The organism is Pseudoalteromonas sp. Ps84H-4 (assembly GCF_024124645.1).
Taxonomy (GTDB): domain Bacteria; phylum Pseudomonadota; class Gammaproteobacteria; order Enterobacterales; family Alteromonadaceae; genus Pseudoalteromonas; species Pseudoalteromonas lipolytica_C.
In genome coordinates this window covers 103,317-125,178 of record NZ_JAMXSK010000015.1, presented here as the reverse complement: position 1 = coordinate 125,178, position 21,862 = coordinate 103,317, and the positions used below count along the sequence as shown (strand labels likewise).

Annotated in this window: 21 protein-coding genes; 12 read left to right on the top strand and 9 right to left on the bottom strand. The window is 39.9% G+C overall.

Going from position 1 to position 21,862, the window contains the following annotated elements; translation table 11 throughout:
• Positions 1 to 313: 313 nt before the first annotated feature.
• Positions 314 to 3,010 carry an ATP-binding protein gene (locus NH454_RS14020; protein ID WP_253039389.1) on the top strand — a complete coding sequence of 899 codons (2,697 nt, stop codon included), beginning with the start codon at positions 314 to 316 and terminating at the stop codon, positions 3,008 to 3,010.
• Here NH454_RS14020 and NH454_RS14015 read toward each other — a convergent pair.
• From NH454_RS14015 to NH454_RS13990, 6 genes are all read right to left on the bottom strand, one after another.
• Complete coding sequence (locus tag NH454_RS14015; protein ID WP_253039387.1) at positions 3,007 to 3,840, bottom strand: UDP-2,3-diacylglucosamine diphosphatase; 834 nt, start codon at positions 3,838 to 3,840, stop codon at positions 3,007 to 3,009. The two genes, NH454_RS14020 and NH454_RS14015, sit on opposite strands and share 4 nt — an antisense overlap.
• A 139-nt stretch (positions 3,841 to 3,979) precedes the next feature.
• Positions 3,980 to 5,704, bottom strand: a complete 1,725-nt coding sequence (locus NH454_RS14010; RefSeq protein ID WP_199526531.1) for a proline--tRNA ligase — start codon at positions 5,702 to 5,704, stop codon at positions 3,980 to 3,982.
• A gap of 115 nt (positions 5,705 to 5,819) precedes the next feature.
• Complete coding sequence (gene tsaA, locus NH454_RS14005; protein ID WP_199526530.1) at positions 5,820 to 6,524, bottom strand: tRNA (N6-threonylcarbamoyladenosine(37)-N6)-methyltransferase TrmO; 705 nt, start codon at positions 6,522 to 6,524, stop codon at positions 5,820 to 5,822.
• A gap of 98 nt (positions 6,525 to 6,622) precedes the next feature.
• Entirely contained in the window at positions 6,623 to 7,195 is a 573-nt protein-coding gene (locus tag NH454_RS14000; protein WP_235382157.1) for an outer membrane beta-barrel protein, read from the bottom strand.
• A gap of 230 nt (positions 7,196 to 7,425) precedes the next feature.
• Positions 7,426 to 7,890 (bottom strand): acyl-CoA thioesterase, encoded by a 465-nt coding sequence (locus NH454_RS13995; protein ID WP_054561436.1) that lies wholly within the window; start codon positions 7,888 to 7,890, stop codon positions 7,426 to 7,428.
• Positions 7,891 to 8,038: 148 nt separating this feature from the next.
• A complete protein-coding gene (locus NH454_RS13990) occupies positions 8,039 to 9,685 on the bottom strand; it encodes an electron transfer flavoprotein-ubiquinone oxidoreductase (protein ID WP_235382156.1) in 1,647 nt (548 codons plus the stop codon).
• A 193-nt stretch (positions 9,686 to 9,878) separates the two neighbouring features.
• Here NH454_RS13990 and NH454_RS13985 point away from each other — a divergent pair, with 193 nt between their 5' ends.
• The 3 genes from NH454_RS13985 (at position 9,879) to NH454_RS13975 (ending at position 12,123) form a co-directional block, all read left to right on the top strand.
• Positions 9,879 to 10,628: an electron transfer flavoprotein subunit beta/FixA family protein gene (locus NH454_RS13985; protein WP_119851781.1), complete on the top strand. Its 750-nt coding sequence runs from the start codon at positions 9,879 to 9,881 to the stop codon at positions 10,626 to 10,628.
• Positions 10,629 to 11,555, top strand: a complete 927-nt coding sequence (locus tag NH454_RS13980) for an FAD-binding protein (RefSeq protein WP_235382155.1) — start codon at positions 10,629 to 10,631, stop codon at positions 11,553 to 11,555. It begins immediately after the preceding gene.
• A 250-nt stretch (positions 11,556 to 11,805) separates the two neighbouring features.
• Positions 11,806 to 12,123, top strand: coding sequence for a DUF2845 domain-containing protein (locus NH454_RS13975; RefSeq protein ID WP_138556921.1), 318 nt, complete (start codon positions 11,806 to 11,808; stop codon positions 12,121 to 12,123).
• A 43-nt stretch (positions 12,124 to 12,166) separates the two neighbouring features.
• Here the strand turns inward: NH454_RS13975 and asnS are convergent, their stop codons facing one another.
• Positions 12,167 to 13,564, bottom strand: a complete 1,398-nt coding sequence (asnS, locus tag NH454_RS13970; RefSeq protein WP_135924437.1) for an asparagine--tRNA ligase — start codon at positions 13,562 to 13,564, stop codon at positions 12,167 to 12,169.
• 272 nt (positions 13,565 to 13,836) lie between these two features.
• Here asnS and NH454_RS13965 point away from each other — a divergent pair, with 272 nt between their 5' ends.
• On the top strand, positions 13,837 to 14,271 hold the full coding sequence (locus tag NH454_RS13965) for an ATP-binding protein (RefSeq protein ID WP_135924440.1): 435 nt from the start codon (positions 13,837 to 13,839) through the stop codon (positions 14,269 to 14,271).
• A 178-nt stretch (positions 14,272 to 14,449) separates the two neighbouring features.
• Here NH454_RS13965 and bioA read toward each other — a convergent pair whose 3' ends face one another.
• Entirely contained in the window at positions 14,450 to 15,742 is a 1,293-nt protein-coding gene (gene bioA / locus NH454_RS13960; protein WP_235382154.1) for an adenosylmethionine--8-amino-7-oxononanoate transaminase, read from the bottom strand.
• Between the two features lie 98 nt (positions 15,743 to 15,840).
• Here bioA and bioB point away from each other — a divergent pair, with 98 nt between their 5' ends.
• The 5 genes from bioB (at position 15,841) to htpX (ending at position 20,542) form a co-directional block, all read left to right on the top strand.
• A complete protein-coding gene (bioB, locus tag NH454_RS13955; RefSeq protein ID WP_135924446.1) occupies positions 15,841 to 16,881 on the top strand; it encodes a biotin synthase BioB in 1,041 nt (346 codons plus the stop codon).
• Positions 16,882 to 16,888: 7 nt separating this feature from the next.
• Positions 16,889 to 18,022, top strand: coding sequence for an 8-amino-7-oxononanoate synthase (locus NH454_RS13950; protein ID WP_235382153.1), 1,134 nt, complete (start codon positions 16,889 to 16,891; stop codon positions 18,020 to 18,022).
• Positions 18,019 to 18,810: a methyltransferase domain-containing protein gene (locus NH454_RS13945; protein WP_235382152.1), complete on the top strand. Its 792-nt coding sequence runs from the start codon at positions 18,019 to 18,021 to the stop codon at positions 18,808 to 18,810. The genes NH454_RS13950 and NH454_RS13945 overlap by 4 nt, the downstream gene beginning before the upstream one ends.
• A 13-nt stretch (positions 18,811 to 18,823) precedes the next feature.
• Positions 18,824 to 19,507 (top strand): dethiobiotin synthase, encoded by a 684-nt coding sequence (gene bioD, locus NH454_RS13940; RefSeq protein WP_235382151.1) that lies wholly within the window; start codon positions 18,824 to 18,826, stop codon positions 19,505 to 19,507.
• A 174-nt stretch (positions 19,508 to 19,681) separates the two neighbouring features.
• The gene (gene htpX, locus NH454_RS13935) at positions 19,682 to 20,542 is read left to right on the top strand and encodes a protease HtpX (protein ID WP_135924457.1); all 861 of its coding nucleotides are present in this window, start codon (positions 19,682 to 19,684) and stop codon (positions 20,540 to 20,542) included.
• Between the two features lie 38 nt (positions 20,543 to 20,580).
• On the opposite strand, the gene NH454_RS13930 is transcribed toward htpX, so the two are convergent.
• Positions 20,581 to 20,784 (bottom strand): hypothetical protein, encoded by a 204-nt coding sequence (locus tag NH454_RS13930; RefSeq protein WP_054561447.1) that lies wholly within the window; start codon positions 20,782 to 20,784, stop codon positions 20,581 to 20,583.
• Positions 20,785 to 20,830: 46 nt separating this feature from the next.
• Between NH454_RS13930 and NH454_RS13925 the strand changes: the two genes are divergently transcribed.
• Positions 20,831 to 21,343: a GNAT family N-acetyltransferase gene (locus NH454_RS13925; RefSeq protein ID WP_199526523.1), complete on the top strand. Its 513-nt coding sequence runs from the start codon at positions 20,831 to 20,833 to the stop codon at positions 21,341 to 21,343.
• An 82-nt stretch (positions 21,344 to 21,425) separates the two neighbouring features.
• A complete protein-coding gene (locus NH454_RS13920) occupies positions 21,426 to 21,857 on the top strand; it encodes a DUF3859 domain-containing protein (protein WP_135924463.1) in 432 nt (143 codons plus the stop codon).
• Positions 21,858 to 21,862 lie beyond the last annotated feature (5 nt).

Below are 21,862 nucleotides of genomic sequence, written 5' to 3'. Positions count from 1 at the left end.
CATAGAAAAGGCGCTCAATGCGAGGCCGAGAAAATGTCTAGGGTTTAGGCAACCAGCGGTAATATTCGATGAATTACGCAAAGCAGCCTAATTTAGCGAGTGGTGCACTTCGGACTTGAATTCGCGACTGACTGATAAAGAAGCTGCTTTACGCTCTGTATTTAGAGAAAATATTTCTGCACTTAACTTTCTAGATGCAACCCCACCTATCATGGCCATTATGCGCGCCACTAATGAGCAACAAATAGATCCTGTACTTGGAACACCTATTTCAGCATGGAAAGACAGGTTAGCAAAAATTTTCAGTGGTTTTATGACTACAGATAAGAATATAGCCCAAGCAAGGTATATTTACATTGCAGATAACGGTAAAGAAGTTGTAAGAGTCGATAATATAGATGGTCAAGTTATTCGTGTGGCAGAGGATAAGCTACAACATAAAGGCAACAGAGAATACATGACCATCACCTCACAATTAGCAAATGGCTTTGTATATATTTCGCCAATTAATTACAACCGAGAAAACGGCCAAATTCAGCGACCCTATGTGACTAGTTACAGGGTTTCTAAACTGGTTCAAGATGCCAATGGAAGCCCATTTGCGGTACTGATCATAAACTACTTTGCAGACAATCTTTTACGTGAGCTTACAGCTGATACTGATAAGCAGTTTAATGTGTACTTGCTTAATGCTAACCAGCAATATTTGTATCACCCAGATGAAACATACCGGTTTAGTTTTGAGTTAGGGAGCGATAAATCATGGTCTAAGGATTTTTCTGCAAATCAAAACATAAACACAGTCGATTTTTTTGATGCTTTTTATTTACATAAGCAACTTTACTTAAAGCAAACTGTGGAATTTAAAAACGGTATAAAAATGGCACCATTAACGATTGCGGTGTCAGTTGATACAGATAACTTATTAAAAAAATTAGAGCAAAAGCGAAACAAATTTATCTTTCTAATCTGTTTAGCACTTATATGCGTTATAGCTGTATTTATTATCTATCAGCGCAACATTAACAGAAAGCTAGAATTAAATTTTTTGAAAGAAAAAAACAGCAAGATTATCGAAAGTTCTTCAGATTCAATTTTCATGATTATGCCTAATGGGATCATTTGCTATGCAAATAAAACAGCAAAAACTTTCTTTGGCATTGAGCAAAACAAAACTGAATTTGAGCAGCTATTCAATTTTAACGATGAAGATTTTTTAGGTGTCAAACATGCTATAAAATCAGATAAGCCTTGTTCATTTGAGGCTATTCATATTGATCAAAATAAAACGCATTATTTTTCTATTACTCTCGCGACGATATATGACGCAGCGAATCAACAAACTCAGTTAGCAGCAATTGCTAGGAATATTGATACGCTAAAAAACGCGCAGCATCAGCTTGAAAAGTTAAATGACACTTTAGAAGAAGAAGTTAAAAAACGTACCGCTGAGCTTGAGTCTGCAACCGAGCAAGCTTTGGCAGCCAGTAAAGCTAAAAGTGAATTTGTCGCTAATATCTCCCATGAAATTCGCACCCCTATGAATGGGGTATTGGGGATGCTAGAAATGCTTGAAGAGCAACCCCTAACAAAGCAACAGTTACAGTATTTACATTATGCAAATGCAAGTGCCAACTCGTTGATGACTTTAATAAACGATATTTTAGATTTTTCTAAGATTGAAGCAGGAAAGTTAGATTTAGATTTTCATGAGTTTGATGTTGTGGCGGTATGTAGTGATTTAATCACCTCAATGGCAATGCAGGGGCATAAAAAGGGCCTCGAAGTGTTACTGGATACTTGTGATGTAAAACATCGAACTGTAATAGGTGATAGTCATCGTTTAAAACAGATATTAAATAACTTATTAAGCAATGCGTTTAAATTTACGCACAAAGGTCATGTGCTTTTATCGGTGGCTGAACAACATATTGATGAACACACTGTACAATTGACGTTTGCAGTAATTGATACAGGAATTGGTATATCAGAGCAAAATCAAAGCAAGCTATTTGAAGTATTTACCCAAGAAGATTCAAGCACAACACGGCATTATGGTGGAAGTGGACTTGGATTATCGATCAGTCGGCGCCTCGCGCAGATGATGGGTGGAGATATAGTTGTTAAAAGTCAAAAAGATGCAGGCAGTTGTTTTACAGCGACAATTTCAGTTGAAATTGTGCAGCAAGAAAAGCCATTAAATAAACCAATGGCATTATTGGCCGAAAAAAGAATTGGCTTAGCAGTAAGTTATGAAGTTTTAGCGCAGAATATTGAGAAAAAGCTGCAAAGTATATGTTTTCCGACTTATAAAAGTTTACAAAAAATAATGTCTTTTAGTAGCAATGAACTTACTAGCTTTGACTTAATCATTATTGATCACAAACATGCAGAAATTGATAGCGTTATCAGCTATGCAAAACATAATAATGATAAATATTTAATGGTTTTGGGGATTTTATCCTCCATGTCTAAACGACAACAATTGCCAGATAATATTATCTTCATTGCTAAACCCGTGACTAAAGATGAGTTAGTTTACCGATTAGCATTACTTTATAAAGATTCAGATCATCTTATTGAACGTAAAAACCACGATGAAAAAGAGCGTATAGAGTTAGATTTATCAAACCGGTCAATTTTAATCGTGGATGACAACTTAATTAATATAGAAGTCAGTAAAGCAATATTACGAGATAGCCATATACATATTGAGTCTGCTAGTGATGGACTGGACGCTCTCGATGTGTTGAAAAATAACAAATCAGAATTTGATTTAATTTTAATGGATTGTCAGATGCCCAATCTCAATGGTTATGACTGTACAAAAGCGATCCGTCAGGGAAAAGCAGGACAGCAATACCAAGATGTTGTCATAATAGCCATGACGGCAAGCGCTATGGCAGGCGATAGAGAAAAGTGTTTAAGTGTTGGTATGAACGACTACATTACCAAGCCTATAAAACAAGCCACATTACGTAAAAAATTAGCAATGTGGCTTAAAAACTAGGCTGCATCTTGGCTATTATTAAGTCCGTGATTAGGTGTCAGTTTACTAATGTCTGCAGAGTGAATCACTTTTTGTGTTTCACTCCAGTGTAGTAATTCAATACGACCTGAACTGTTTTCAACTAATGCAGTGCAACTTTCTATCCAGTCGCCATCATTACAATACAAAATACCATCAACTACTTTAACGGCAGGGTGATGAATATGCCCGCAAATGATGCCATAGACAGCTTGTTTTTTTGCTTCATGGATGGCTGCTTTTTCAAATGCATCGATCGCTTCACGCGCTTTATGTACTCTAGCTTTTATCCAAGACGCTAAAGACCAATAATTACCACCAAATAAACGGCGAATACGATTAGTCCAACGATTTAGAAATAATAACAAGTCGTAGCCAGCATCGCCTGCAATACTGATTAATTTGTTGTATCGGGTTGCTGAGTCAAAATCATCACCGTGCAAAAGCAAAAACCGTTTGTTGGCCTTAGTGGTGTGTATATATTGTTTGTGTACTTCGATACCGAACAACGACTCATTGGCATAATGGCGAAAGGTTTCGTCATGATTACCGGGTATATAAATAACTCTGGTGCCTTCTTTCGCTTTTTGTTGAATAAGCGCTAACACATCGTAGTGACTTGGATGCCAGAAAAATTGTCGTTTCATTGACCATAAGTCAACAATATCACCAACCAAATACAGTACGTCGCATTCAATGGCATTTAAAAAGTCGAGTAAGTACTGCGCTTGGCAGTCTTTGTAACCTAAGTGAACGTCGGAGATCCAAACGGCAGGATAGTGGGTTTTACTACTGCAAGTGGTGTTATTCATGGCATTTACTCATGGTGTAATAAAGTAAATGCTAGGCAGAATCAATGACAGTAAAAAGACGCTTTAGCGAAACATCTATGACAATTAATAAAACAAAAAAACCGCCGAAGCGGTTTTTTGTTTATTAATAGCTAGCTAATTAGCCTTTAATTAAAGATGCAATTTCTGCAACTGCAGTATCTAAATCAAGCATTAACTTTTCACCGGTACGACGGTTTTTAAGTTCAACCTTGTTTTCGTCTAGGTTACGCTCGCCAATAACGAGTGTGAAAGGTACACCTAGAAGTTCCATATCGTTGAACATCACACCAGGGCGCTCTTTACGGTCATCAAACAACACGTCTAAACCCGCTTCTTTTAATCCTTTATAAAGGTTTTCAGCGATATCAGGGATACGGTGAGACTTATGCATGTTCATAGGTACAATCGCTAAATCAAACGGTGCGATTGGCTGTGGCCATTTAATACCGTATTGGTCGTTGTTTTGCTCAATAGCCGCAGCTACGATACGTGAAACACCAATACCATAACAACCCATGGTCATAATTTGGTTTTTGCCAGATTCACTCAGTACGCCAGCTTTCATAGCTTCTGAGTACTTAGTACCTAGCTGGAAGATATGACCTACTTCAATACCACGTTTGATTTGCAGTGAGCCTTGACCACATGGGCTTGGATCGCCTTCCACGATGTTACGAATATCAGCAACTTCGTAGTTTTCTACATCACGATCCCAGTTAATACCGCTGTAGTGTTCGCCGTCTTTGTTTGCACCCGCAACAAAGTCAGCAAGTACATTTGCAGAGCGGTCAACAATAATTGGCATCGTTAGGCCTACAGGGCCTAATGAACCCGGCTTTGCACCAATAGCTGCAACGATGTCTTCTTCTTTCGCCATTTCAAGTGGTGAGTCCACAAGTGGGTGTTTTTCAGCTTTTAATTCGTTTAATTCATGGTCGCCACGTAAAACAAGCGCAACTAAACCACGTTGTTCGTTTTCATCTGGCGCACCATATACGATTAATGTCTTCACGCCGCGATGAGGTTTAACACCGTAATGTTCTTTAAGCTCAGCGATGGTTTTTGCATCAGGCGTTGGGAACACTTTTAACTCTTTGCTTGCTGCTGGACGCTCTTCAGTCGGTGCTAATGCTTCTGCTTTTTCGATGTTTGCAGCGTAATCACTTGCATCACTAAAGGCAATTGCATCTTCACCAGATTCTGCAAGTACGTGGAACTCGTGCGATACGCTACCACCAATAGAACCTGTATCAGCGATAACAGGGCGGTAATCAAGACCAAGACGCTCAAAGATGTTGCAGTATGCTTTGTGCATTACTTGATATGTTTTTTCTAAACACTCATCACTTAAGTGGAAAGAGTAAGCATCTTTCATGGTGAATTCACGAGCACGCATTACACCAAAACGAGGGCGAACTTCGTCACGTACTTTGGTTTGCACTTGATATAAAGTAAGTGGTAATTGCTTATAAGAGCTTACTTCTTTACGCACAAAATCAGTGATCACTTCTTCGTGAGTTGGACCAAGAGCAAATGGGCGGTTGTGGCGGTCATTAATACGCAGTAATTCAGGACCAAATTGCTCCCAACGACCAGACTCTTCCCAAAGATCAGCAGGTTGGATAATTGGCATTAACATTTCGATAGCGCCAGCTTTATCCATTTCTTCACGTACAATGTTTTCTACTTTTTTAAGTACGCGTAAACCAGAGGGCAACCATGTATACAAACCCGACGCAACGCGGCGGATCATGCCTGCTCGTAGCATTAATTGATGAGAAACAATTTCTGCATCAGACGGAGTTTCTTTAAGTGTTGCGAGTATATATTGACTGGTACGCATCTCTATTCCAAGTAGTGTTAAAATTATTATCGTTTACTCAATACGTTTGAGTAGTAACAAGGCGCTCAGTTTACCAGTGGAATCACTGACACTAAAGCGCTATGTGTAAAAAAAGCTAGCATTTTTCAATGCTGATCACTGTATTGTGGTTATCTTTAACATGCCAACGAATATTAAAGTCATATAAGGTCATGCCGTAGCTTTGCTCTGAATCACGTTGCTTTTTGTATGCCGGGCGAGGATCTTGCTTTAATACATTGCTTATAAACGCTTTTAATTCAGGTTGTTCAGTTTGTTTTTCGATAAAGGCTAGGGCTTCATCGCTAAATTCGACACTCATATCGGTTTCTGGTCGGGTATCGGCAAAGCCTGCTGTGGCATCAGTCATCGCATCTGAGTAAGGTAAATAAGGCTTAATATCTAATATTGGTGTGCCATCGAGCAAATCGATACCTGACAGTAATAAGCTTAATTGACCATTTTTATATTCGATGCCCTCCAGTTTTACAGCACTCATGCCAATTGCGTTTGGGCGAAAAGTTGCGCGTGTTGCAAATACACCTTTACGCTCATTACCGCCAAGACGCGGGGGTCTTACCATTGCTGAGTAGCCTTTATCAGCGGTTTCGTGAAATCTGAATAATAACCAAATATGGCTGAATTCATCGAGGCCGCGAACAAACTCTTCGCGGTTAAAATCGCTGCTGAATACCAGCTTTGCTTTCGCTTCAGGAACCAAACGAGGTTGGCGCGGTATAGCAAATTTTTGTTTGTAAGGAGATTGAATGTGGCCGACGGCAGTTAATTGGTATTCGCTCATTGTGCATTGTCGTTAAGATAATCTGCCGACATTTTACATGCAAATGCAAAAAAAGGCAGTCGAGACTGCCTTTTAATAATTAGACCAATAGGTTTAAATTAGAACATGTATTGGAATGATACTGAGGCAACATCCATATCTGGGTCGATATCATCTTCTAATTCATAGCGCTCATATTCTAAACGTACTTGCATATTCGTAGTGAAAGCATACTCAATACCTGCACCATAAAATACATCACCACCATCAGTGTCGGCACTAATACTGCCAAGTTCACCTAAGTCTTGCTCAATTTCAGCATCCCATTCTAGCCAGCCACCTTTGGCATAGACAGAAAAACTTTCTGTAATCGGCGCTGCTAACCGTGCAGCCAGTGAAACACCGTCAATTTCAGCTTTAGAATCGATATCGCTTACTTCATCAAAGTTTTGGTATGCAAGTTCAAGGCTTAGGTATTTATTAAATTGCGTACCAATATATCCTTTTAGCATTTGTGAATCATCATCGAAGTCAGTGTCATTTTCGCTGTCTTCAAACTCAAAAGAATATTGACCGTAGCCGATACCGGTATAAATACGCGGAGAATCCATTTCGGTAATATCTGCATATGCAGCATTGTTAAAACCTAGTAGTGCTAAAGAAAGTGCAGACATTGAAATTGCTTTAATCATTTAATAGCTCCTTTAAAAAATAAAAAACGAATGTTTCGCGTCATTCACTAGGAGTATTGCAATGGCAATGCCAACGCAAAAATAAAGCCTAAAGTATTGTTTTTAGGCCTTATTAAGCGATTTTATGACCAGGTTGTTGAAACTGTAAACAGGCGTTCAGTTTGGCAGTCGTAACAATTTCAGGGTGCTCTGTAGAAGTTACTAGGTGCAGTTTTTAAATCAGTGTTGTTTTACGCTTTTTGCAAAAGGGTTTCTGTTTCTATTGCGATCTCTTTCATTTTTATCGCATAGTTTTCAATTTTCTTTTCTTCGTCAGTCACAGCGGTATAAGAAGGTACTTCGATTGGGTAACCTGCTTCATCCATCGCAATAAAACTAATAACACAATGATTGGTTTCAACTAGGTTTTGTGTTTTTGGGTCACCGCAGCGGACTTGAATAAAGATTTGCATGCTGGTTTTACCTGTGTGAGCAATACTGGCTTTCACTTCGACAATTTGGCCAACCAAAATAGGGCGCTGAAACTTTACACCCGCTACTGAAACAGTAACGCAGTAATGACCACTCCAACCTGCAGCACAGGCGTATCCTGCTTGGTCAATCCACTTCATTACCACACCACCATGAACCTTACCGCCAAAATTTACATCGGTAGGTTCAGCTAAAAAACGAAAGGTTACACTTGAAGACGGCATATTTTACTCACTTTTAATCACGACTAATATCAGTTCACCTTTAACGTCTTAATCTGTAAAGGTAAACAGACCTTAAGCATAGCCTAAAAAAGGGGCCGAAGCCCCTGCAATTTAGGATGAATTTTAATTAAATGAGTAACGTTAGTTATTACATATTTGGGTAGTTTGGTCCGCCAGCTCCCTCAGGTGTTACCCAAGTAATGTTTTGACTTGGGTCTTTTATGTCACAGGTTTTACAGTGCACACAGTTTTGCGAATTAATCACAAACTGTTTTTCACCTTCGACTTCTTGTATTTCGTATACGCCAGCAGGGCAGTAGCGTTGCGCTGGTTCATCAAATTGCACCAAATTCACTGTAATTGGAATCGAGTTATCTTTTAGCTTTAAATGGCATGGTTGCGATTCTTCATGATTGGTATTTGATAAAAACACCGATGAAAGTTTATCGAAGCTTAGTTTGCCATCTGCTTTTGGGTAGTCGATTTTTTCGGCCTGAACAGCAGTAACTAAGGTGGCATGATCTGGCATGTTATCTTCAAAGTTAAACGGTAAGCTGCCACCAAATAGGTTTTGGTCTAGAGTGTTATAAGCACCCCCTAAGAACTTACCCAATTTGTGCATAACAGGGCCAAAGTTACGCGATTGATAGAGCTCTTTATACGCCCAGCTTTGTTCAAAGGCCGTTTTATATTCTGCTAAATCGGTATTTTCTTTTCCGTCGCTAAGGGCTGCTACAATCACATCAGCAGCGACCATGCCTGATTTCATTGCTGTATGGTTACCTTTGATCTTCGCAAAGTTTAATGTGCCGGCATCACAACCAACAAGTAAACCACCCGGGAAGTGCATTTTTGGTAATGAGCGCAGGCCACCTTTGGCAATGGCTCTTGCACCATAGGCTATACGCTCACCGCCTTCTAATACAGATTTAAAGACAGGGTGATGCTTCATACGTTGGAATTCATCAAACGGGCTTAAATGTGGGTTTGAGTAGTTAAGGTCAACAATTAAGCCTACGACCACTTGGTTGTTGTCGCTGTGATACATAAACGCACCACCACTGGTATCGCCGGTTAATGGCCAGCCTGTGCCATGTACAACGGTGCCTTCTTTATGTTTACTCGGGTCGATTTGCCATATTTCTTTGAACCCTAAACCGTAATGCTGTGGTGACGCATCTTTATCAAGGGCAAAGTGTTTGATTAACTCTTTACCTAAATGACCCCTGCAGCCTTCAGCAAATACTGTGTATTTTGCTCTAAGCTCCATACCCGGCATATAACCGTCTTTTTCGTTGCCGTCTTTATCAAGGCCCATATCGCCAGTGATAATGCCTTTTACTGTCTCGTCTTCAATGATTAAAGAATGCGCACTAAAGCCTGGGAATATTTCTACCCCTAAGTTTTCAGCTTGTTCAGCTAAAAAGCGACATACATTACCCATAGAAACAATGTAATTGCCCTCGTTATGGAATGTTTTAGGGCTCGCAAAGTGGGGGATGCTGGTGGCTTTTTCACTGTTATTAAACCAGTAAATATCATCTTGCGTTACTTTTGTAGTAACCGGAGCGCCTAATGACTGCCAATCGGGTAGTAATTCATCGAGTGCTTTGGTTTCAAAAACGGCACCAGATAAAATGTGCGCGCCCACCTCAGAGCCTTTTTCTACCACACAGATCATTAATTCTTGTTGTTTTTCTTGTGCTTGTTGAGCCAATCTAATCGCAGTTGATAAACCTGCTGGGCCTGCGCCTACGATGACTACATCAAATTCCATGGTTTCGCGTTCGACCATATAAACCTCTTCTCGGTGACGGACCTGCTGTAAAGAACCTTATTTCATACTTGCAAATGAAACGTTACAGGCTGTGAATACTTTAAGGTTATTTTAGGTTGACGTTTACGTCAACAGGAAGTAGTCTGAATTCATAAAATAAATAAGTTGACGCGAAGGTCAACTTTGAGAACACACAATTGATGGAGTCACGATGAAAGTCCTCGTTCCAATTAAAAGAGTAATTGACTACAACGTCAAAGCACGCGTTAAAGCCGATAAAACGGATGTTGATCTAGCTAATGTAAAAATGGCGATGAACCCGTTTTGTGAAATTGCAATTGAAGAAGCTATTCGTTTAAAAGAAGCAGGGACGGCCACTGAGGTTGTTGCTGTGACTATTGGTAATAAATCATCTCAAGAGCAATTACGTACGGCCTTAGCACTCGGTGCCGATAAAGCCATTCATATTGAAACAGAAGAAAAGCTCGAGTCTTTACATGTTGCTAAATTACTGAGCAAGATTGTAGAGCAAGAATCACCTGAGCTAGTTATTTTAGGTAAGCAATCGATTGACTCTGACAACAATCAAACCGGTCAAATGCTTGCTGCTTTAACAGGTCGTGGCCAAGGTACCTTTGCATCTAAAGTAGATGTACAAGCGGGTACAGTTAATGTTACGCGTGAAGTGGACGGTGGTTTACAAACAGTCGCTCTTAAACTACCTGCTATCGTAACGACAGATTTACGTTTAAATGAACCACGTTACGCTTCATTGCCAAATATTATGAAGGCAAAACGTAAACCACTTGATGTAATTGCTGCTGATAGCTTAGGTGTAGACCTTACGCCTCGCGTGCAGCTGGTTGAAGTAAACGAGCCAGAAAAACGCAGTGGTGGCATTATCGTTGAAGATGTTGCGACATTGGTAGAAAAGTTAAAAACAGAAGCGAAGGTGATCTAAATGAAAACATTAGTGATAGCTGAACACGACAAAGGTGTTCTAAAGCCTGAAACCAATAAAACGATTACTGCTGCTGTAAAACTAGGTTTTGATGTAGATTTACTACTTGCAGGCGAAAACTTATCTGCAATGAGTGAGCAAGCAGCATCTATTGCAGGTGTTAGCAGCGTCCTGATTGCTGATGATGCCGCTTACGCACATCAGCTTGCTGAAAACCTAGCGGATCTGGTTTTATCTTTAGCAGATAACTATTCACACATTGTCGCGAGCGCTACAACAACGGGTAAAAACTTTATGCCACGTGTTGCAGCACTTTTAGATGTTGCGCAAATCTCTGAAATCATCGATGTGATTGATGCTGATACATTTAAACGTCCTATTTATGCAGGTAATGCGATTGCCACAGTTAAATCTCTGGATAGCAAAAAAGTAATCACTGTTCGTGCTAGTAGCTTTGATATTGCATCAGAGCAAGCACCGGTAGCTGTAACAAGCGTTACAGGTAAAGGCTCTGTTGGTTTGAGTGAGTTTGTATCAGAAGAACAAACTGAATCAGAACGCCCAGAGCTGACTGCTGCACCTGTGGTTATTTCTGGTGGTCGTGGTATGCAAAATGGTGAAAACTTTGCGTTATTGAATGGTATTGCTGACAAACTAGGCGCAGCAATTGGTGCTTCACGCGCTGCTGTTGATGCGGGTTTTGTGCCAAACGATATGCAGGTTGGTCAAACCGGTAAAATTGTTGCCCCAGACTTATATATTGCTGTAGGTATCAGTGGTGCGATTCAACACTTAGCGGGTATGAAAGACTCTAAAGTGATTGTTGCCATCAACAAAGACCCTGATGCGCCAATTTTCCAAGTCGCTGACTATGGTTTAGTTGCTGATTTATTTGATGTGTTACCTGAGCTTGAAAGCGCTCTGTAATTCATAACGATTCTGGTTGTTAAAAGCTGTTCACCTTTTAGGTGCGCAGCTTTTTTTATGATAATTTAAAAACACGAGCTGGAAAGGACGTTATACATAAACCGTTTTTCAATAAACCGATAGTTTAGAAGTTTTCATGCTTGCTTCATCTAACCTTTCGGATATTGGCTAAAGGGATTTTACATTCTAAAATTAAACTATAACTTCATAATCCAGAATCACATTTCAATGTTATTTTAAGGCAAGAACCATGTTCAAAAACCTTTTATTTTTATGTTTTTTATTCTGTCCTTTACTAGCCTTTGCTGGCAGCAGTTTTAGGTTATCTGATGGAGATCTTGTACTTAAAGATATGAGCAAAATCGAAGTTTTAGATAAATTAGGCACTCCCTTACTCAAAGACGTGCAAAGTTTAGGTATTGATACAGGCGGTAATATAAAGCCAGGTCAAAAGGTAGAAACTTGGTCTTATAAGCTTAAAGGCTCAATTGGCGGTGAGTATTTAGTATCTATCACCTTTGAAGGAGATAGAGTTGTCGATATTACATCTGTACAAAAGAAAAACTAAAAAGCCGCTCGAGAGCGGCTTTTTATTTGCTAGGCGATACTGATTAGTATGTCGCGCTGCCTTTAGTACGAGGGAAGGCGATAACGTCACGAACGTTGCCCATACCTGTTACATAAGCAACTAAACGCTCAAAACCTAGACCAAAACCAGAGTGAGGTACAGTACCGTATTTACGTAGATCACGGTACCAGCTGTAGTCTTCTTTGTTTAAGCCCATTTCTTCTAAGCGCTTATCTAATACATCTAGTCGTTCTTCACGTTGAGAACCACCGATGATTTCACCAATACCTGGTGCAACTACGTCCATCGCTGCCACTGTTTTGCCGTCTTCGTTTTGACGCATGTAGAACGCTTTGATATCACGTGGGTAGTTTTTGATAACTACAGGCGCGTTAAAGTGTTCTTCAGCAAGGTAACGTTCGTGCTCAGATTGTAAATCCACACCCCATTCAACAGGGAACTCAAACTTTTTACCACATGCTTTTAAAATTTCGATAGCATCAGTGTAATCAACTTGTGCGAAATCTTTAGTCACGAATTCTTCTAAACGAGAGATAGCTGTTTTCTCAACACGTTGTGCAAAGAATTCCATATCATCACGACGCTCAGTTAATACTGCTTTGAAAACATATTTAAGCATGTTTTCAGCAAGTTTCGCGATGTCTTCTAAATCTGCGAATGCAACTTCAGGTTCAACCATCCAAAACTCAGCTAAGTGACGAGATGTATTTGAGTTTTCAGCACGGAAAGTAGGGCCAAAAGTATAGATTTTTGACATTGCCGATGCGTATGTCTCACCATTCAACTGGCCAGATACAGTTAAGAACGCTTCTTTACCGAAGAAATCTTCACTGTAGTCAATCTCACCTTTATCTGTACGCGGTAAGTTTTCCATATCTAAAGTTGATACACGGAACATCTCACCAGCGCCTTCACAGTCACTTGCAGTGATGATAGGTGTGCTGATCCAGTAGAAACCTTGCTCGTGATAAAAACGGTGAATCGCTTGAGCTAAACAGTTACGTACGCGTGTTACCGCGCCCATAATGTTAGTACGAGGGCGAAGGTGTGCGTGTTCACGTAAATACTCAATGCTATGACGTTTAGCCGACATAGGGTAGGTGTCTGGATTCTCAACCCAACCTAATACTTCAACAGAGTTAGCTTGAATTTCGAAAGACTGACCTTGACCCGCTGAAGGCACAAGAATACCCGTGACAGATACTGAACAACCAGCAGTTAAACGTGTTACTTCATCATAATTATTGAGTGAATTAGGTACTACCGCTTGAATAGGATCAAAACACGAACCGTCATGAACGGCTAAAAATGAAATTCCTGCTTTTGAATCGCGGCGTGTACGGATCCAGCCTTTTACTGTTACTTGGCTGTCAACCGCAACCTTGCCTTCTAATAGCTCTGAAATCGCTAAATGGCTCATCTTCACTCCAATGATATAAGTTGCCTAATATAATAATGCTGTGCATTGCACTTGAATCGACTATCTTACCTTCGTAAATCAAATAAAAAAACTATTCAGACATACTCTTTACTAGTTTTTCTTCAATTGAACAAAATAACAGCGGTTTTTTGCGTAAAATTCGTGATAATTTAATTTCTCACTGCGCTAATTGGTTATTTTGTGGCATTATTAACAATTCTCAACAGGATAACTGTCCTTTAGTTTTTATTTTTTATTGTATTACAGGTGCTATGAAACAAGTTTTTATTCTTCGCGGCTTACCCGGCTCGGGTAAATCATATTATGCGCAAAGCCTAGCTGATGAGTTAGTTGCTGGTAACGAAAGTGAGTATGTCGTTTGCGCAACAGATGATTATTTTTATAACAGCGAAGGTGTGTATCAATTTGATAAATACAAGCTTCCTGAGTATCACAACTTAAACCTTGCGCGGTTTATTAATGCTTTAGCAGAAGAAATCCCATTGGTAATTGTTGATAACACCAATATTAAAAAGTGGGAGTTTATCGCCTACGCGCAAGCAGCTACAGCCCTTGGTTATCAAGTAAAAGAAGTGATTGTTGGTGAAATTAAAGATAAATCATTGCAGCATCTTTATGCTAAACGTTGTGAACACAATGTTCCTTTACGAACCATAAGTAAAATGGCGTATATGTTTGAATGGTAAAGTATGAATAAGAAAGGAAGCATTGGCTTCCTTTTTTAATGTCTTGTTTACTAGCGCGTGTTTGGCATTGATGCTGCGTTATCGCCTATTTATGTGGAACAACCACACTACATAGGCTCTGCCTTGCCTAAATACCAAACACACTGCTGCAAAATTAATCACAAAGGGTCAACACGCCCTAATACGCCTGTTGATCAATAGCTGCGAATATAGCATCACATAACTTAGTTAGGCATTGCAGATCACTTATATAAGGTGGCATTAGGTAGATAAGTTTACCGAATGGACGGATCCACACTCCTTGCTCTATAAAAAAGCGTTGAATTTTTGCTACATCAACATTACGTTTTAGCTCTACAACACCAATTGCACCTAGGGTACGAACATCTGCTACGTCATCAAGTTGTTTGCATTTAGCAAGCTGCTCTGTGAGTACATGGTTAATATGTGCTATTTGTTCTTGCCAAGGTTGTTCGAGCAGTAAATCAATACTGGCGCAGGCAGTTGCGCATGCTAATGGATTACCCATAAAAGTAGGGCCATGCATAAGCACTCCGGCTTCACCTTCACTAATACCAATAGCAACTTTGCTGGTGGTTAAGGTTGCAGAAAGTGTCATCATGCCACCCGTTAATGCTTTACCAATACACAAAATGTCTGGTTCTATGTCGGCGTGCTCAACAGCAAACAAGGTACCTGTGCGGCCAAAGCCTGTGGCGATTTCATCACAAATAAGTAAAACATCATACTTATCGCAAAGTATGCGTAGATGTTTTAAGTAATCGGGATGGTAAAAATTCATACCCCCAGCATTTTGCACAATGGGTTCAATTATAAATGCCGCAACGTGTTGGTGGTGAGCTGCAAAGTAGTTTTCTAGGTTTTCAGCCTCTGTAGAACTAAACTCACCGTTAAACTTAGCACTTGGAGCAGGAACAAAAACATGCTCAGGTAAAAAACCAGAGTACATACTGTGCATTGAATTTACAGGGTCGCAGACACTCATAGCAGCAAAGGTGTCACCATGATAGCCCTTAAGCGGCGTCATTAGTTTTTGTTTACCAGTATGTCCTTTACTCAGCCAGTATTGAAGAGCCATTTTTATTGCTACTTCAACACTGACAGAACCGCTGTCGGCTAAGAACACTTTTTCAAGTGAGGGTGGCGTCATACTAACGAGCTTTTTACACAGTTCAACAGCGGGCTGATGTGTTAGGCCACCGAACATAACATGGCTCATTTTGTTTAGTTGTGTGGCTATTGCTTCATTTAAAACCGGATGGCAATAACCATGAATAGCACTCCACCAAGATGCCATTCCGTCAATTAATACTTCACCGGTTTCTAAAAAAATGCGGTTAGCACGAGCATGACTTACCGGATAAACAGGCAAAGGATTAGTCATTGATGTATAAGGGTGCCAAATATGTTCGCGGTCAAAATTTAGATCGGTAGATTGTTTTTTGTTCATATGTAAACTTTAGTAGCCTCCTGTTCGTTGACAATGTTACGTCAACTCGTAGACTTAGCCAATCATACCGTCCCATTAATTTAAGAAAAGAGACTATTATGGAGCACGCTGTTGTCCGTCACGATTGGACCCACCAAGAAGTAAAAGCATTATTCGAAATGCCGTTCAATGATTTATTATTCAAAGCGGCCAGTGTTCATCGTGAAAACTTCAACCCAAATGAAGTACAAATTTCTACTTTATTATCGATTAAAACGGGTGCTTGCCCAGAAGACTGTAAATATTGTCCTCAGTCTGGTCATTATAAAACGGATTTAGAGCGTGAACGCCTAATGGAAGTTGAAAAAGTGGTAGAGCAAGCACGTGCAGCTAAAGAAAAGGGTGCAACGCGCTTTTGTATGGGGGCCGCTTGGTCTGATCCAAAAGATCGCGACATGCCATATATCGAGAAAATGGTAAAAGAAGTCAAAGAGTTAGGGCTTGAAACCTGTATGACCCTTGGCATGCTTGATAATGAAAAAGCCCATGCATTAAAAGACGCGGGTCTTGATTACTACAACCATAACCTTGATACATCACCAGAATATTATCAACAGATTATTACTACTCGTACTTACCAAGACCGATTAAACACCATAGATAACGTGCGTGATGCTGGCATGAAAGTGTGTTCAGGCGGTATTGTTGGTATGGGCGAGCAGGCAGCTGATCGTTTTGGTTTATTAATGCAATTAGCTAATTTGCCGCAACAGCCTGAAAGTGTGCCAATCAATATGTTGGTGAAGGTAAAAGGTACGCCACTTGAAGATGTTGAAGATTTAGATCATTTTGAGTTTATTCGTACCATTGCTGTAGCACGTATTATGATGCCAAAAAGCTATGTCCGTTTATCTGCTGGTCGCACGGCGATGAATGAACAAATGCAATCAATGTGTTTCTTTGCTGGTGCTAATTCAATTTTCTACGGTGATAAACTACTGACTACAGAAAACCCAGAAGCAGATGCTGACATGATGCTGATTAAAAAATTAGGCATGAACCCAGAAAGGCGTGAAGATTATTCTGATGAAGCAGTAGAGGCATCACTTTCATCAAAAGTTGCTGATAAAGCAACATCAGAACTATTTTACGAAGCGTAATATTTAAATGGCTTTTGATTTTATTGCCGAGCATCTTCTTAAGCGAGAAGCTGATGCATTACTGAGAAAGCGTCAGCTTGTTGAGCAAGCAAGCGGGCGCTATATAGAAGTTGCTGGTAAAAAGTATTTAAATTTTGCCAGTAATGACTACCTTGGCTTTGCTGATGATTTTATTGAAATACAAGCGCAGCAGCTAGGTAGCCACAGTTCTGCGCTAGTGAATGGTTATAATAAACCACAGCAACAGCTTGAACAGCGTTTATGCGAGTTATTAGGCTTTGAAAGCGCCATGTTATTTAATAGCGGATTTAGTGCTAATAGCAGTGTATTAAAAGCGTTGTTTCAAGATAAAAGCGTGGCGCAATCATCGGCAATCTTCCAAGATAAGCTTAATCATGCCAGCTTAATTGATGGCGGCCTTCATTCTTGTGCTGCTATGGTGCGGTTTAATCATAACGACCTTAAGCATTTAGAATCTCGGTTACAAAAATCAAAGGCAAAGCATAAGCTCATAGTAAGCGAGGGGGTATTTTCGATGGATGGCGATCAAGCCCCCATTGAAGCACTCTGTAAACTCGCTAAACAATACAATGCCTGGCTGATGATTGACGACGCCCATGGCTTTGGCGTATTGGGTGAGCAAGGTTTAGGCAGTTGTGAGGCAATCAAGCCTGATTTACTGATCATCACCTTTGGCAAGGCACTGGCAAGTAGTGGTGCTTGCCTGCTTGCATCAAAGCAAATGATTGATTACATGCTGCAGTTTAATCGTGAATACATTTATTCAACAGCAATGTCTCCGCTGATGGCTAGTTGTACTCTTGAACGACTCGAAAAGTTACTAAAAGCAGATAAGAGACGCTCTCAGCTTACAGATAATATTGCCTACTTTAGAGCGCTTGCCAAAGAGCATAACTTAGCATTAATGGAATCAACAACGGCTATTCAGCCTTTGGTATTGGGCGATGCAGAACACACGCTTGCCGTTGCTAATAAGCTTAAAGAAAAAGGCGTGTGGTTAACCGCTATTAGACCGCCCACGGTGCCTTTTAATACGGCACGACTTAGGGTAACCCTAAGTAGCGCGCATCAAGCTGACGATATAAAAAAACTGGTTGATTCGCTAGTGGAGTGTTTATGAGTGTTCAACTGCAAGTACCTTTAAGCTTTCAGGACAGTAATAAGCTAACAACACAAACTAAGTTCTCTAAAGCGGCTGCAAATTACGCGAGCCATGCTAATGTTCAAAAACAAGCGGCTGCGCACTTATTTAAAATGATGGCAAGTAAACATCAGCAGGGTACTTGCCTTGATCTAGGGGCTGGGCCTTTAGTTAACACGGCAATGCTTAAAACACATTTTGATACTGTATTGGCAATGGATTTAAGTCATTCCATGCTAAGCACAGAGCAAAACCCGCGTTGTTTAAAAGTATGTGCTGATATGGATAACCTACCGCTACAGCAAAACTCCCTTGATTGTGTGTTTAGTAATTTTGCAATGCAATGGTCTGCTGATTTAGAGGCACTACTTAAAAATCTTTTTTCCGCATTAAAAGCGGGCGGTAAGCTTTATTTAAGCTGCGTGGTAGATGGATCGCTCAAAGAGATCAAACAGGCTTTTGCTTGTTTAGACGAGCAAAACCATATTAATCAGTTTCATTGTGCTAGTCACATTATTGAGTATGCAAAATTGGCGGGGTTTAAACTGAATTTTGCAGCCGATAGATGTTATATAGACGCCTATAAGTCTCCCTTAGAAGCACTGCGCTCGATAAAAGCGATTGGTGCTACCTCATTGCAAACTAAGCAAAAGCGCCATGGGTTATTAACAAGGCAGGCACTTAATAGTGTTTGTAAGGCATACCCTCTGGTTGATGGGCATGCTAGAGTGAGCTATCAAGTTGTCCTTTTAGAACTAGAAAAATAGAATTAACTCAAAAATGAAAGAATTTTTTATTACAGGTACAGACACCGATGCCGGAAAAACCCATGTCACCAGTTTATTATTAAACTTACTAGCGCAACATAAACAGCGTGCGGTTGGTTTTAAACCCATTGCCGCAGGTGCAGAAGAAGCGTTTGGGCAACTAGTTAATGATGATGCATTAACCTTAATGGAAAGCTCATCAATTGGGGTTAAATATAACATTGTTAACCCCTTTACCTATGAGCCACCCATTGCACCACATATTGCTGCAGCCCAAGTAGGCGACAGGCTGACATTTGATAAGCTTGATGCTGCTTATGCGAACGTAAAAGCACTCAATACCGATTATATTCTTACAGAAGGTGCAGGTGGTTGGTGTTTACCTATCAACGAAACCGATTTACTCTGTGATTGGGTTAAATCACAAAATCTTAATGTAATTTTAGTGGTTGGCATGAAACTAGGTTGCCTAAATCACGCATTACTGACAGCAGCTCATTTTAAAGCGCTCGGTGTAAATTGTGTGGGTTGGATTGCAAATCATGTAGATCCAAATATGCGTGAACAAGACGCCAATTTAGAAACCTTAAAATCAGCATTACCTTTCCCGCTTTTAGCGATTAGTCCTTATACAGATGGCACCCCTAAATTAAAAATTTACAAAACCTTACTTGAAATTTTATCTATTAACCCATAATAATTGAGTTGTTACTTTTGACATACTCTGTCACAATTGGTTGCAATTAGTTCCTTGCAACCAATTGCATTAGCCCTAAACTAAGTTGGTAGTACGCCCAGATAATTTTATTAACTAACGATTTTTAACCATGTCGTTAGTTAATACAATTGGTATGTTTATTCTGAGGTTTTTATGAAGCGTGTATTTTTGTTTCTACTAACTAACTTAGCGGTAATGCTAGTGTTAGGTATTGTGTTGTCTATTGTGATGAGCGTACTGGGTATTAGCCATCGCAGTTTAGGCGGCATTTTAGTTATTTCAACCGTATTTGGTTTTGGTGGCTCGTTTATTTCGTTATTTATGTCGAAATGGATGGCAAAAAAATCAACCGGTGCACATGTTATTGAACAGCCTCGTTCTGAAACAGAGCAATGGTTAGTTTCTACGGTAGCAGCGCAAGCGAAAAAAGCAGGTATCGCGATGCCAGAAGTGGCTATTTACGATAGCCCTGAAATGAACGCATTTGCGACAGGCCCAAGTAAGAACAACTCGCTGGTGGCTGTGAGCACAGGTTTATTACACAACATGAACCAAGATCAAGCCGAGGCGGTATTGGCACATGAGGTGTCTCATATTGCAAATGGTGACATGGTTACGCTTACTCTTATTCAAGGTGTAGTGAATACCTTTGTTATCTTTATAGCGAAAGTATTAGCAGGTATTGTTGATAACTTCTTAAATAGTGATGAAGAAGAGGGTGGTAGTAGCTGGACTTACTTCTTATTCGATATGATTTTCCAAATGTTATTTGGTGTTCTAGCGAGTATGATAGTTGCTTACTATAGCCGTAAACGCGAGTTCTCTGCGGATGCGGGTGCAGCTAAGCTAGTAGGTGCAGATAAAATGCGAAGCGCCCTTGAGCGTTTAAAACAAAACCACCCATCACAACTAGAAGGTTCAATGATGGCGTTTGGTATTGCAAGCGGTAAAGGTGTTGCTGAGTTATTTTCATCGCACCCACCACTTGATGAGCGTATTAACGCATTACGCTAATTTTAAACACGAAAAAGCCAGCTTGATGCTGGCTTTTTTTATTGTTGGTTTTTCTCTCGCTCGAGCTGTTGCGGTAATAATACCTCAACAATTTCACGGGCTGGTAATGTATACCTTACGCCATCGAACATCACAGAAGTATGCTCATCAATGCTGGTGATCCCTGTTAAAGTCCAGCCTTCGCCGCGTTCTTTACAATACACTGTAGTGGTAGGTTGAATTACTTTAAACTCTTCACTCATCGAACTTAACCTAATTGCTTGTATTTGCCCTTATAGTAAGACAATAATGTCAGCTCATAAAGAAAAAGAAGTAATTACCGTGTCAAGCCACAATGACTTAGCCTTTGACTTACGCCCAATTCGACACAAAGATTGCCAAGCAATTTGGGATATTTTAAAAGATCCCCATGTTCAATCTTTTAATGATTACAGTGCTGACATAACCAAAGGTGACGTTTACGACTTTATTCAAGGCGACATAGAGAGTTTTTATAATCAACAAGGTATTCGGTTGGTTATCGTTTTGCGAAGTACTGGCCAAGTTATTGGTAGTGTTGGCATATTTAACATAATTAACGGGCAGGGTATTTTAGGATTTGAATTGTCATCGCAATACTTTGGCAAGGGGATAATGCAAAAGGTATTAGCCATGTTATTTGGAAAATTGACAACCTTTGTACCAGCGCCGCTAAACACTATTGTAGCTTTAGTTAACCCAAATAATAGTTCATGTATTAAGCTTTTAACAAAATGCGGCTTTCAACAGCATGACGCTCACTGGATAAAATATGTTACCTAATTACTATAATAGTACAATCTTGTTCTGCTAGAGTTGCTACTATAAAATAGCGCCTCATTTTTAAAAAGGAGCGCTTGCAACTATGGCAAAAGCCAAACCAATTACCAGTATTGAAAGTTACGGCATTTACAGTCATTGGGATGCAAAAGAGAAAGACCTGCCTCAAATCACCGAATTTACAACAGACGTTCCTGCACAGTTAGATATTGAATTTGGTTTTATTGTTAACATTAAAAAGGCCAAAGGACAAAAAATTAAGTTTTGCGTTTACCACCCAGATATCCCCGATGAGGATGGCGATATTATGCCGCCGTTTGAGGGTGAACAGTATGTTAAAACAAACGATTGGCAGTTTTACTTAGGTGATACTATATGGGCACCTGTTGATAATAAAGTAGGTATTTGGCGCATGACTATTGAGTTAAATGGCCATATAATTGCCGATAAATCCTTTAACTTATTAAAGGAAGCCGAAGGCACTGCCACTGATTTTTGGAAGCATCGCGGCTATTAAGCTTT